We start from the raw sequence: 13596 nt of genomic DNA, 5'->3' as shown, positions 1-13596 counted from the left end.
CCTTATCCATTAAGTACTACTTCAATCAAACCATCTGACTATGTCATGACATTTCTTGTTTCTAAAATCAACGAACCAAAAATAGATGCCCCATTAAAACAATTCAATATCGGAATTCCAATTAATAATATTCAGTGTAAGGCAGATCTTGTACTAGTTATCAAATCAAGTAATTCCAGTCCTGCATGTGTAACACCAAATACTGCAGAAAAATTGTTTGTCCGGAATTGGGCAGAAAATGAAAATACAATCTCCGTTAATCCAATAATTAAAACTGGAACTTATGCTGGTTATTGTATTGGATATTGTACAAAAGAGTTCATAATAACTTCTGATAAAATTATCTTTACACAAAATGGGCATGATTTTGTTTCAGATGAATGGGTGGATCTTCATGAGAAAACCAAAGAATCTCAACTATCTCAAACAGAATGGAATAAATTGATAGATTTGATTGATTTTCATCAATTTATCTCCATTTCTGACAAAATTGGATGTCCTGGATGTGCGGATGCCCCAGTTGAGTGGATTGAAATTTCATATGATGGTAAAACAAAAAGAATTGAATTTGAAAATGGAGATAAAATTCCAGAAATCTCTGAACTCATAGTTGCCCTTCAAGAAATTCGAAACAGTGTAGATTCTATTAACAGCTTTGAGGAATGTGTTTTAGCTGGCAATTCGGTTATGGAATCATACCCAAGGCAATGCAGAACTACAGATGGGAAAAATTTTGTTGAAGAAGTTGATGATTTTTCAGATACACCGCGTGAAACTGAGGGAAAAAGATTCCCTGTAAATGTTCCTGACGCAACAAATGAAAACGACCTATTGTGTCAAACTAGTTGGAATATAGAAACAACTGAGGAATTAGATAAAGAACATATTAAAAATTCCATCCAAAGCACAATTGCACAGTTTGGAATAACATACTTCCTTGAGGATAGAGAAATTACTGTGTTAGAGAATTCTTCAGGATACATGATTTCAATCTCAGGGTTGTGGGATCCTGAGTCTGTTCAATATTCCATGATTACAGAAGATCTTGAAAATGTCTCTGGAGTTGATGTTCATGGAGAACCTGCAATATGCACATGACCATTTAATTTTCATATCTACCTGCATCTCATTTTATCCCTAAAATGATGGAAATGGGAGGGTATTAATTTACAATTGTAGTGAACTAATTATATGATATTTTGTAAAGTAGCTGTTGCAATCATTACTCCAACCCATACCAAGAAATCTTTTGAACTTGGTCTCGAAATGGCTAAAAAATTTGATTCAGAACTGACTGTGATAGAATGCATGTATAAAACTCCACCAAAGTTTTATTTTTTTGAAACAAAGTCTGATAAAAAAACAACACAAAATCAGATTGCAAAACTTAAAGCAGAATTAAAAAACTGGAATGAGATTGCTCAGAAACAAGGAATTACCATTAAGACAAAATTAGCATTGACTGACAATATTTCCCATTGGGTAGTTGATTATGTTAAAGAAAACAAAATTGATTTGTTAATTGTGGACTATCCAAAATTATCTATGGAAGAAATTACACTTTTTGATGATATCATAAATGTAATTCATCATAAATCTCATTGCCATCTTTTAACGACAAAACCCTCATAGACTCTAGATTTTAGAATACATCCCAGTAGAAATCATGTTACAAGGATTTCTATGCTATGATATACCGCCTGCGTCCATTTTCACCCCCTAAATGGTGACTGAATTATCGCAGAGTTGAATCAAAAAACGTTTTTTTACTGTTAACCTCCAGTGACCTTGGAGGTTAACGTATTTCATGATAACAATGACGATAATGGAAAGAATTTCACCATTGTTATTGTTATAAATGGAATACAAGATATGGAATTATGAGCACTCAGGAATTCATCAAAGAATGTCAAGAAAAAGTGTTTTCTGGAATACAAATCTCTGCAGATGACGCAGAGAAATTATTCAACATTTCAGATCATGATTTAAAATATTTAGCGCAGTGTGCAAATGAAATTACTCGAGATTTTAACGGAAATAGAGTAGATGTTGAACAATTAAACAATATTAAAAAAAATGCTTGTAGTGAAGATTGTACTTTTTGTGGGCAATCGGCATTTTTTGATACAGGAATTGAGACATATCAATTACCATCACCAGAAGAAGTGGTATCCAAAGCCAAGATTGCAAAGGAGCAAGGGGCAGAATCATATTGTCTTGTAGCTGCATGGAGAGAGCCATCATCAAAGGATTTCAATAAAGTTTGCAACATTATTGCTGAAATTAACAATAAAGTTGGAATAAGTGTTGAATGTAGTTTAGGATTTCTAACAGAAGAGCAAGCTAAAAAACTCAAAGAACTAAATGTAAAAAGATATAATCATAATCTAGAAACTGCAAAATCAAAATTTGCTGAAATATGTACCACTCACACATATGAAGACAGACTAAAAACATTAGATATTGCAAGAAATGCAGGACTAGAATTATGTACTGGTGGAATAATAGGTTTAGGAGAAACAAGAGAGCAGAGATTAGAATTAACATTAGAGTTAGCTAGAATATATCCGGAAGAAGTAACAATAAACATACTAGTCCCTGTTCCTGGAACTCCACTTGAATTACAAACAGAACTTCCTAATTCAGAAATTATTAGAATATTTTCTGTAATCAGATTTCTTTTGCCAGAGTCAGTGATCAAAATTTCTGGCGGTAGAGAGATAAATTTGGATGATTCTGGAGAAGAACTCCTACAAAGCGGTGCAAATGGAATCATTACTGCAGGATATCTCACGATGGGTGGAAATGAGGCTAAAAAAGACCGAGAAATGATAGAAAAAATTGGCCTTGAAGTATAAACTAAATTTCATAGATGTAGAACTAGAGAAATTAAAACAAAACAATCTCTATCGAAAATTACGATATGTAAAGTCACACGGTGCCCACATCACAATTAATCAAAAAAAACTTTTGAATTTATGTTCAAATGATTATCTAGGAATACCTACAACGAAGATACAAATCAATCAACTTCAATCAAGTTCAAGACTTGTATCCGGAAATGATGAATCATACAAAAAATTAGAAGATGTTCTTTCAAAACATAAATCTCAAGAAAGCAGTTTGATTTATCCCACTGGATATATGGCAAATCTGGGGGCAATTTCATCTATAGCAAAAAAAGGTGATTTGATTCTAAGTGATGAATTAAATCATGCAAGTATTATAGAATCATGCAAATTATCGGATGCCAGAATCATAATTTACAAACATAATGACATGGAGGATTTAAGAAAAAAACTAAAACAAAGTGGAAAGAGCAAGTTTGTAATTACAGAGGGGGTATTCAGCATGGATGGGGATTTTGCATCACTGGATCAGATTACTGAGATCACTGAAAAATTAAATGCGATTACTGTTGTAGATGATGCACATGGGGATTTTGTCATAGGTAGTGATGGAAAAGGAACCCCAAATCATTTCAGAGTTTCAAAAAAAATTGATATGTATGTTAGCAGTCTTAGTAAAGGTCTAGGATCATTTGGTGGATACATTGCCTCAAAAAATAACATAGTTGATTTATGCATAAACAAATCAAAATCATTTATCTACACATCTGCACTTCCATCGTTTTTGGTAGAGTACTCATTGAAAAGAATCAAATCAAATAGAGAGAAACAGAGAAAAGTTTTGGAAAATAACGTAAAACGACTTTCTTATGGCCTAAAACAGATTGGATATGAGGTAAATTCCAACACACATATCATACCATTAATCATTGGAAATGAGAAGGCAGCGATAGATTTTGGAGAGTTTTTGTTTTCTAATGGAGTTTTTGCACAACCAATTCGATACCCGACAGTCCCAAAAAATCAGGCAAGATTACGAATTTCGGTTACTGCGTGGTTATCACATACAGATATTGAAAGAACACTTGAGGTTTTAGATAAAGCATATCAACGATTTATGAATAAATAATCTTATTGTCCTATGTTATGAAGTATTACCATCTTATTTCATTAACATAATGGTTTGTTATTAATAGAACAGACTATTCATTTTATTCCCAAATATGGGAACTATTACATGAGATTTAGACGGTCACAAAAAAGAAGAGGTTTAGCAACAATAATCACATCAGCTATCATGATGTCAGCAGTTTGTATTTTAGGAAGTACAGGAGTTGTGTGGAGTCAATCATCTTTAACGTCACAGCAAATTGAAATGACAAATACAGTGAATGATTATTCCAACAAACTTAACGAATCATTGAATTTTGAATATGTGTATTGTAGTGACAATCCTTGTCAAACAATAACGGTCATAATTACAAACACTGGAAGGATAGGATTAGATGTAACCGAGATAAGCATCTCTGAGAAAAATTCATCATTCAACAAAATACATGTCGTCTCAAATGGCCAAATTATGCCTAATGAAAGCATAGCAATACCAATTAATGAACCATCATTCTCATCCCACAGTGTTTTGGATGTAAAAAGCACAACGTCAAGAGGAAACATAATACAAACACAAATTAGCATATAATACCTTACTATCATAATAACATGTTAGGATGGGATTCTATTGGTTAAACGAAGAGGGTTAAGTAGTGTAATAGGAATGATATTTTTAGTAATTGTATTAAGTTCAACTGTAGGATATTTTACATATGGTGTAAATTTGATTGAGCAGTTAAACGATCAAGTGATAATGAAAACAGTTGAAATCCAAGACAAGTCAAAAGAGCGTTTTGAAATAACATCTGCCAGAATTGATGCAGGTAAATTCAATTTTACTATTCATAATACAGGAGAACTTCCAATTAATTTTACACGATTTTGGATAAACAACGTAACGGATTCAACATGGCAACTACAAAATTATACATTGAATAAAATCTCCATTCCTCAAGAAATAATTACAAATGTAGGTCAAGGATTAGACCTTCAAGCATTAGAATCTCAAGCCTATTCGATAAAATTAGTTACGCAGAGAGGAAATAGTGAAGAATTTTCAGTTAATTCTCCTAGTGAGGAAAATCTAGATTTGAAACTTTTAGCACTTCCAGAAACAGTTTCAGATGGATTCAGGACAACACTATTACTAACAGTTACAAACAACATGACCAAAAACAGCATACTGGTAAATGTAAAACCAATCATGCTGCCCCCACAGACAACAGGAACTGCAACATTTACTTTAATTTCGGATATGAATCCTAGTCAAAAAACAACATTGTCTAAAGGGGATTCAGCGTATTTTACATGGGTGTATGAGATATCAGGTACGCTTGACGACACAGTGACATTTACAACAAATCTGCAAAATGGGCTTCCTCAAAATTTTGCAACAGCAACTGTAAGAGTAAATGACATATTATTAGCTCAACAATCTCAAACGTCATTATCCTCCAATTCATTAAATTCTCCTTTGATCAAAGATCGTTTAATTTTTCATAGTGAAATTGTTGGTACGCCAAATGGAGAGTATCAGATGTTTTCTGGAGATCCAAATACCGGAGGAGTAACTCTTTCAGTTGAAACTGATAATCCAAAATTTTTTACAAATACAGGTACAGTAGTAGATATTCCTGCAGGAAGTTGGAATGCAAGTTTAACTTATGTCAGTGCTCCATATCCAGATAGTTTGATGGATGACAATTCCGCAAACATGAAATTTCATTTTGAAGGAAATTTTTCACCAGAAGATTCTACAGGAAACACAAATAGTCATAGTTTAGGTTCAGGAAACAAAATGCCAACTTATGAAGCAAATGGTGGCCCACATAATTCAGGAGCATTTAGATTTGATGGGGGAGATTATATCGAATTACACAAAGAAAGTGAAAATGATATCAAGCAAGCACCTGATACAACTGCTTTATGGTTCAAAGCAGATGAGGGGGTTAATGATAATCAAGTTCTTTATCGTGCAAATGAAAATAATGGAAATGATTATTATGAAATAGGGATAGATATTGATGATGATGTGTATTTCACACATAGAGGTAGCGCAGGTGGAACGCCCACTACATGTGAATCAAACGGGTTTGATTATGAAAATGGAAATTGGCAACATCTTGTAGCAGTGAGACCAGATAATTATCAATGTATATTATACATCAATGCTACCTCAGTAGATGTAAGCAGTATAGGTAGTGGTGGAAACAATCTAAACATTGACGAAATCTTTGTTGGTGCAGAAGATAGCAATCCAGGAGATGGTTTTAACGGAGTGATAGATGATTTAATGCATTGGGATAATCATGCATTATCAAGTGCTGAAGTAACAGATCTTTTTAATACAAACTATGGGGATGCAGCACACATAGTAACATTCTACTTGAATAAAACAGATAGTGCAGGAGTAGTACAATCAAACATTGCAACAGATAGTAATTATAAATTAAAATTCCTTGATGGAAAAGCAAACGGTAGTTTTTTGAACAGTTATAATTATTCGACAATATCTTCAGGGTGGATTAATTTTACAAACTCTCAGAGACTTGGACTGGACATACAGTTCATTAGTGGTTTGGATATGGATTTGAGGATAGATGATACAAATCTTATAGGAAATCCTGAAAGTTCCTTTTTACAATACCCACATGCGGTTGAAACATTTCAATCATACATCACAATAATTTCAGATCAAACAAATAACATATCGATGTACAATGGAGGTCCCAGTACAGCGTGGATTACATTTGAAGGGACACGATTAACATTTGAGGATATTTCTAATTCAAACACTTTTGCATCAATTATTTTACAAGCAAACAACACAGATGTAAATTCCATTCAAGACAGTATTGCATTCCCAATAGGAAGTATTATGGATCTAACTTTTTCAACTGCTAAAAACCCGCCTGCAACCACAGGCACCAATGGACAGATAACACCCGGAAGTTACAATATGAAGTTACATATTTCAGGATATGATGTGGCGGGAAAAAGCATCACAAGAACAATAGAATTTGGAATTGTTACTGTAACGTAGAGACATATCTTGTATAAATTAACGCATAGAATCAAAGCCCATCAATGCAGGTGAGCCAATAATTACTGCTAGTGTAATGACAATTCCTAAAACTATTCCAACAATTATGAAACGCTTGTTCATGTTCAAAAGTTGCAAATCCTAGTTAAAAAGGGATTGGATTAGAATTTGGCATGAATCTGGAAGAATCCTTTAAAGTAAAAATTGTGTCTTTAAGTTATGACAGAGATCACACTTGCAGTTGCAACAATAGCAGGACTTGGATCATTTGTTGCGCCATGTATTTTACCTATGATTCCAGCATTTTTAGCATATATTTCCGGTACTACATTGTCAGAACTCAGTCAAAACAGTGGTTCAAACACGCTATCAATCAATAGAACCAACATTATTTTAAATTCGGTATTTTTTGTTCTAGGATTTTCAGTAGTATTTTCCACATTAGGAGTTATCATCAATAGTGTTCTTGCAACATCTGTTGGCGAGTTTGTAGAAGGACTAAACCAGATAGGAGGGATAATAATTGTAGGATTCGGAATTTTTCTACTACTTTCAATGAAGATTAGTAAACTCAACATGGAAAAGAAATTCTTTCCAAAAAGATCAAAGGCAAGCTATCCAATGTCATTTGTCTTTGGATTAGCTTTTGCAGTTGGATGGACACCATGTGTTGGTCCAATACTTGGAACGATACTCACACTTGCAGCAACAACTCCGTCAATTGCTTTTAATTTACTATTGGCGTATTCATTGGGATTAGGAATTCCATTTATTTTGATAGGGGTGTTTTATTCAAGAGCGACTAGAATTATTCGTTCTATGAGCAAACATCTCAAATATTATAACGTAATTCTAGGTTCATTTATCATAATTTTAGGAATTTTAGTTTTTACAAATCAACTAGCATACATTGCAAATTTTCCACTTCTTAACGAATTGTTATTCTTAGGGTGATTAAATGAAATCAGAAATTAAAACAGCATTGATACTGGTAGTAGTAATTGTTATAGGAATAAGCATAGTAAGCACAGTGTTATCCACTCTTGATACCCCCACACAACCATCAGATATTTCATTTGAAACAAAATCATTTGAGAAGATAGACAAATCAGGATTTAAAATGGCTCCAGACTTGACTGGAATTGCATATTATCTTAATACCACTCCAGAAGAATTATCAAAAGAAATTAAAGGCAAAGTTGTTCTTTATGATTTTTGGACATACAGTTGCATTAATTGCATTAGAACACTTCCATACATTACTGCATGGAATGAGAAATATTCAGAACAGGGATTATTAATCATTGGAGTTCATTCACCTGAATTTGAATTTGAAAAAGATCCTGAAAATGTAAAGATGGCAATAGATAAACATGGAATTGAGTATCCGGTAGTATTAGATAACGATATGAAAACATGGAAAGCATTTGAAAACAGATACTGGCCAAGAAAATACATTGCAGATCATGAAGGGTATCTAAGATATGACCATATTGGAGAGGGCGGGTATAAAGAAACTGAGAAAATTATTCAGAAACTTTTAGAAGAAAGAGCAACGTCATTAGGAATTCAATTAGCATCTAAAGAGTCACTTGTAGATATCAAAGAGTTTGAGCATTCAATGTTTAGAACTCCGGAATTATACTTTGGATACAAATTTGCACAGAATAGAAATCAGTTGGGGAGTGATGAAGGATTCCAACCCGGAAAGATCGTAACATATTCTGAACCAAGCAACACAGAGTTGCATAAATTCTACCCCGTAGGAGATTGGAAGAATAATGAAGATAGTATGGAATTAAATTCAGAAACAGGATCCATAAAGTTACAGTATAATGCAAAGGAAGTAAACATTGTAACTGACAATAATGCAGAATTAGAGATATTTTTGGATGGTAACCCATTACCTTCAGAATATTCTGGAAGTGATATTACTGCAGATAATATACTCAAGGTGTCTGAAGCAGGATTGTACAACATCATAAAAAGTGAAAATAGTTCATCACACACAATAGAAATCAAAATTTCAGGTAAGGGATTTCAAATATTCACATTCACCTTTGGGTAGTGTAACCGCATACTTGTGTAACTCCAGTGACACCACTTGTAGTGACAAATCAGTTTAAAACAAAAAAATCAATCAAATTTGAGGAAATTAAGGTTTGATCAGCAATTCTTGGAATAAGGCAGAAGGAGAAAGCATATCCCAAAGAATGATTGGCAAGGTAAGACCTGATGAACCACTCAAAAATAAAATAGATTTTGCTCAAAAAAAATTACAATTTCAGATTTCAAAATTAGAAGTAATTGATGAAAAATTAAAGAAAAAACACGATACAATTTTTGAGAAAATTGTCAATGCTCAAAAAAATAACAAACCAAGTTATGCACAAGCTTATGCTGGAGAATTAGCCCAAGTTAGAAAAATGAAGAACATGGTCAGCGGGGCAAAATTATCAATGGAGCAAGTCAAACTAAGATTAGATACAGTTTCAGAGTTAGGAGATGTAGTGGTAACACTTAGTCCATGTATGTCAATTATCAAGGGATTAAGCCCATCACTAAGTGGAATAATGCCAGAAGCGAATGCATCAATGCAAGATTTGTCACAAATACTTGGAGATGTAATGGCAGGGTCATCAATGGATATGGGGGATAGTTTGAATGTGGGAAGCACTGCAAATGCAGACACACAGGCAATCCTAGAAGAAGCACATAATGTAATTGCAGGTCGTACAAAATCAACAATTCCAGATGTACCAGATACACTCAAACATCAAATAGTCGAAAGAAGATCAGATATTTTCATCTAGAAACTATTTGTGAAATCAACAAACAATTTCAAAAATTGCTCAATGAAATTTATTTTGTTTTCTTTTTACTTTTTTGTATCAGAATTTTCTTTATTCTTGATATTGTTGGGTAGCTATATCCTCGTCTACGATAATTTGCAATCATCATCTTCCAGTTTTTTAATCTCCATTGAGCTTGTTCAGTAGTGACAGAATGAACTTCTTTTTGTATGATACTTTTTCTACCTACCTTAAGAGTACCAGCATCTTTTGCTGACCATCTATTTTTTGCAAATTTTAATCCTGAAAGGATCTCCTCAATAGGCATTTCCTTGAAATATTCCTTGAGTTTTTTTAGTTCTGCATCAGTTGGTGATTTAGAAACAGGTAATTCTATTGTAGGTTTTATCATAAATAATTTAATCTGCCATGCTTTAAGAGAATCATGCTAAATCAGAATTAACTAAAACAGGTAATAAGTAGAAATAATTTGATCAGTTTCAACACGGTAAAGGAATGTTTGCATCTTTACACAGTGTATTATACATTCCAATTCCAAGAATTACAGCTGCAAAAAGCGCCAAAGGAATTAAAATGAAAATATTGGTTTTAAGACCCATAGACATATCAAAATCAAGTACCTATAAAATTGTCACAGTGTTAATCAATTGTGATACTAAAAACCCCCTTAGTGTTAGGATTACGTAATAATTCAACCATCTCTCGAGGGAGCAGATCTGATGCTTTATCACATTTGACAGCCAATGTTCTTGGGCAGATAAAGTCACTTTTTCTAATTACGATGTCTTCTTCATGTGTAAGAATAAGATCTTGATGACCATTGCCCTTAATGATAAATTCATAGTTTTCAACAGAAATAGAAAATGTAATTTTAGAATCAGAGTTTTTGAGTTTGTCTTTTAATTCTCGAGGTAAGTCAGCACAACTTGCAGATGCATTCACACCCACAATACAATCACCTTGAGGGGTTAAATGAGACTCTTTAGTAATCTCTATAGTTTTTTGATGATTTGATCTGATATTTTCATGTCCTGAAAATTGAATTTCGAATCTCACGGCAAATTTGATAGGCTAGACTTAAATTAAACTTTCAAAGCATTTGAATCAAATGCTTCCTGCACAACAAGGTTATGATAGAGCTATAACCGTATTTTCCCCTGACGGTAGACTATACCAAGTAGAATATGCAATTGAGACAGTTAGAAGAGGAACAATTGCCGTAGGCATCAAATGTAAAGATGGCATCATAATTGCAGTAGAAGAAAAACCAAGAAAATTACAAATTTCAGAGACGGCTCAAAAGATTTTCCAAATCGATGATCATGTTGGAGTGGCAGCAGCAGGATACATACCAGATGCAAGAAGTCAAGTAGACAATGCACGATTTTTTTCACAAAGTAACAAAATGATTTATGATGAACCAGTAGAAGTTGAAACAATTGCAAAGCATTTAGCTGATCAATGTCAACAATATACACAATATGCGGGTGTAAGACCTTATGGTGTTGCATTAATTCTTGGAGGGGTTGTAAACAAAACACCACAATTGTATCTTACTGACCCTAGTGGAACATACATCTCTTATGATGCAATAGCAATTGGTTCAGGGTCTGATCAAGTGACTGATTTTTTAGAAAAAACTTACAAAAGTGATCTTTCATTAGATGATGCTGCAACATTAGCTGCTGGCGGAATATATCTTTCAAGTGAAGATAAAGAAGGGACCAGTCACATTAGAATGGCACATATAAAAACAGACACTGGTTTGTATGAATTAGTTTCAAACGAGCAAATTAAAAAATATGCAAAATCTGCACAAGAAAAATACCCACACGATAAAAAATAATCATAGAGTGTCAGGGAGATTAAATCACGTTGAAATTATCTGTAGCTATTCCTGATTCTGCATTATCAGATGAATCTCTTAAAATAGACAAGACACGTAAAATTTCAGTCCTTGCAAGAGCTTGTGCAATTTTTAAAATTGATACAATCTACGTATACCAAGAAGGCAATAACAGTAATGACGGAAGTTTAATGGTCATGATTTTAAAATATTTAGAAACACCTCAGTTTTTGAGAAGAAGATTATTTCCAAAGATGAATGATTTAAAATTTGCAGGAGTATTACAGCCATTAAAAATTCCTAGTCATATAACACCTACAAATTCAAAAAAAATTAACGCTGGTGACGTAAGAGAAGGAATTGTAGTAAGCGTGAAGGGAAAAAGATTTGTCGACGTAGGAATTAATCAACTCATACCATTTTTTGGAGATACATCCATTGGAAAAAGAGTTACGTTACGATTCAAAGAAGGGTATCCCAAATTATCAGTAAAGGAAATAGATAGAAGTGAATCTCCAGATTATTGGGGATATACAGTAAAAGAAAGATCAAATTTGTATTCCATATTAGCAGATTGGAAAGGAGGCATCATAATTACATCAAGAAAAGGAAAAACCGCTACAAAAGAACAAATTGCCAAATATACAAAATCAGATCAACCAGTACTCATAGTATTTGGATCACCGGAGAAAGGAGTTCATGAAATTATTGGAGGAAAAATGAAAAACGTTCAAAATGCAAAAGCGTTGAATTTTTTTCCTAATCAGGCTACTGAAACCGTTCGTTTAGAAGAAGCCTTACTTGGAACACTAGCAATAATTAACGCTCAGAGCACATCATAACATGCCCGAAAGAAAAAATTTTTTGTTATTTGCAATTGGATTAGGTATTTTTGGAGTCATACTTGGTGGAATAACAATTTGGAATTCACTTTCAGAATTCACAGAACCTTAACAAATTAGGCATAGATGGTTAACTAGTATTTTTTCAGAGGTTAACGAAGTCTCACATGGTTTAATAGAGGGAAATCGATGTTCGGTTTTATCCATGGGCGCTAGAAAATACCATCAACCACGTAGAGGAAGTCTTGCATATTCTCCCAGAATACGTGCCAAAAGCATGGAAGCAAGAATTAGATCATGGCCAAAATTAAATTCAGAAGAGCCAAAAATTCTAGCACATTGTGGATTTAAAGCAGGTTGTGTTCAATTAGTAACCATAGATGATCGTGATAAAGTACCTAACGCAGGAAAACAACTTGTAAGTCTCGGTACTGTCTTAGTAACACCACCAGTACTAATTTTAGGTATTAGAGGTTATTCAAAAGATCATTATGGTGCACATGCAGAATTTGATGTTTATGCAGAAGACATACCAAAAAACATAGCTAAAGAAATTACAATTAAAAACATAGAAGGTTCTATTGAAAATGCAGAAAAAAGATTAGGTAAAATCAAAGAAATATTTGCAATAGTTGCAGTGTCACCACGAGCAGCAGGATTAGAACAAAAGAAACCATATATTTTTGAAGCTTCAGTTAGTGGCGGAGATATTCAAAAACAATTTACCCATGTTAAAGAATTACTTGGAAAAGAAATCAAGATTGATCAAATTTTTGAAACTGGTGCAACAGTTGACGTAGCAGCAATTACTAAAGGTAAAGGATGGCAAGGAGTAATTCAAAGATGGGGAGTAAAAAAGAAACAACACAAATCTAGAAAGACAGTGAGAGAGGTAGGTTCACTAGGTCCAATATCACCACAAAGTGTCATGTACACTGTACCCAGAGCAGGGCAAATGGGATTCCATCAGAGAACGGAATATGACAAAAGAATTATGGTAATGGGAAATACGGATAACAGTGAAATGAAAATCAATCCAGATGGAGGATACAAACACTTTGGATTAGTCAAAGGAGATTTTATTATTCTAAAA

The 13596-nt window shown here is 33.5% G+C and carries 14 protein-coding genes; 12 read left to right on the top strand and 2 right to left on the bottom strand.

What is annotated here, in order from left to right:
• From BD31_RS07435 to BD31_RS07395, 9 genes are all read left to right on the top strand, one after another.
• A partial coding sequence (locus BD31_RS07435; protein ID WP_158641239.1) for a hypothetical protein occupies positions 1-1098 on the top strand: 1098 nt, incomplete at its 5' end.
• A 93-nt stretch (positions 1099-1191) separates the two neighbouring features.
• On the top strand, positions 1192-1632 hold the full coding sequence (locus BD31_RS07430) for a universal stress protein (RefSeq protein WP_008300699.1): 441 nt from the start codon (positions 1192-1194) through the stop codon (positions 1630-1632).
• A 248-nt stretch (positions 1633-1880) separates the two neighbouring features.
• Positions 1881-2858, top strand: a complete 978-nt coding sequence (gene bioB / locus BD31_RS07425) for a biotin synthase BioB (RefSeq protein ID WP_008300703.1) — start codon at positions 1881-1883, stop codon at positions 2856-2858.
• Entirely contained in the window at positions 2848-3978 is a 1131-nt protein-coding gene (locus BD31_RS07420; protein ID WP_008300694.1) for an aminotransferase class I/II-fold pyridoxal phosphate-dependent enzyme, read from the top strand. The genes bioB and BD31_RS07420 overlap by 11 nt, the downstream gene beginning before the upstream one ends.
• A 108-nt stretch (positions 3979-4086) precedes the next feature.
• Positions 4087-4548 (top strand): hypothetical protein, encoded by a 462-nt coding sequence (locus BD31_RS07415; RefSeq protein ID WP_008300698.1) that lies wholly within the window; start codon positions 4087-4089, stop codon positions 4546-4548.
• A 39-nt stretch (positions 4549-4587) separates the two neighbouring features.
• On the top strand, positions 4588-7002 hold the full coding sequence (locus BD31_RS09695; RefSeq protein WP_008300696.1) for a LamG domain-containing protein: 2415 nt from the start codon (positions 4588-4590) through the stop codon (positions 7000-7002).
• Between the two features lie 219 nt (positions 7003-7221).
• Positions 7222-7956, top strand: a complete 735-nt coding sequence (locus BD31_RS07405; protein ID WP_008300700.1) for a cytochrome c biogenesis CcdA family protein — start codon at positions 7222-7224, stop codon at positions 7954-7956.
• A 4-nt stretch (positions 7957-7960) separates the two neighbouring features.
• Positions 7961-9070 (top strand): thioredoxin family protein, encoded by a 1110-nt coding sequence (locus BD31_RS07400; protein WP_008300691.1) that lies wholly within the window; start codon positions 7961-7963, stop codon positions 9068-9070.
• Between the two features lie 94 nt (positions 9071-9164).
• Entirely contained in the window at positions 9165-9815 is a 651-nt protein-coding gene (locus BD31_RS07395; RefSeq protein WP_008300679.1) for a Snf7 family protein, read from the top strand.
• 49 nt (positions 9816-9864) lie between these two features.
• Here the strand turns inward: BD31_RS07395 and BD31_RS07390 are convergent, their stop codons facing one another.
• The gene (locus BD31_RS07390; RefSeq protein ID WP_008300682.1) at positions 9865-10206 is read right to left on the bottom strand and encodes a hypothetical protein; all 342 of its coding nucleotides are present in this window, start codon (positions 10204-10206) and stop codon (positions 9865-9867) included.
• Positions 10207-10454: 248 nt separating this feature from the next.
• On the bottom strand, positions 10455-10871 hold the full coding sequence (locus BD31_RS07385) for a DUF371 domain-containing protein (protein WP_008300701.1): 417 nt from the start codon (positions 10869-10871) through the stop codon (positions 10455-10457).
• A gap of 52 nt (positions 10872-10923) precedes the next feature.
• Here BD31_RS07385 and psmA point away from each other — a divergent pair, with 52 nt between their 5' ends.
• The 3 genes from psmA to BD31_RS07370 form a co-directional block, all read left to right on the top strand.
• Positions 10924-11661, top strand: a complete 738-nt coding sequence (gene psmA, locus BD31_RS07380) for an archaeal proteasome endopeptidase complex subunit alpha (RefSeq protein WP_048097568.1) — start codon at positions 10924-10926, stop codon at positions 11659-11661.
• Between the two features lie 29 nt (positions 11662-11690).
• The gene (locus BD31_RS07375; RefSeq protein ID WP_008300689.1) at positions 11691-12503 is read left to right on the top strand and encodes a putative RNA uridine N3 methyltransferase; all 813 of its coding nucleotides are present in this window, start codon (positions 11691-11693) and stop codon (positions 12501-12503) included.
• A gap of 205 nt (positions 12504-12708) precedes the next feature.
• Positions 12709-13596 (top strand): 50S ribosomal protein L3 (locus tag BD31_RS07370; RefSeq protein WP_008300686.1); only part of this gene is annotated, 888 nt, incomplete at its 3' end.

This window comes from Candidatus Nitrosopumilus salarius BD31, from assembly GCF_000242875.2.
GTDB lineage: Archaea > Thermoproteota > Nitrososphaeria > Nitrososphaerales > Nitrosopumilaceae > Nitrosopumilus > Nitrosopumilus salarius.
The sequence above is the reverse complement of the archived record's forward strand: the minus strand, read 5'-3'. Positions and strand labels throughout refer to the sequence as shown.

Excerpts from the sequence above, each read along its gene's own strand:
- BD31_RS07430 (WP_008300699.1), top strand. The coding sequence starts at position 1,192 with ATGATATTTTGTAAAGTAGCTGTTGCAATCATTACTCCAACCCATACC.
- bioB (WP_008300703.1), top strand. The coding sequence starts at position 1,881 with ATGAGCACTCAGGAATTCATCAAAGAATGTCAAGAAAAAGTGTTTTCT.
- BD31_RS07415 (WP_008300698.1), top strand. The coding sequence starts at position 4,087 with ATGAGATTTAGACGGTCACAAAAAAGAAGAGGTTTAGCAACAATAATC.
- BD31_RS07405 (WP_008300700.1), top strand. The coding sequence starts at position 7,222 with ATGACAGAGATCACACTTGCAGTTGCAACAATAGCAGGACTTGGATCA.
- BD31_RS07400 (WP_008300691.1), top strand. The coding sequence starts at position 7,961 with ATGAAATCAGAAATTAAAACAGCATTGATACTGGTAGTAGTAATTGTT.
- BD31_RS07390 (WP_008300682.1), bottom strand. The coding sequence starts at position 10,206 with ATGATAAAACCTACAATAGAATTACCTGTTTCTAAATCACCAACTGAT.
- psmA (WP_048097568.1), top strand. The coding sequence starts at position 10,924 with ATGCTTCCTGCACAACAAGGTTATGATAGAGCTATAACCGTATTTTCC.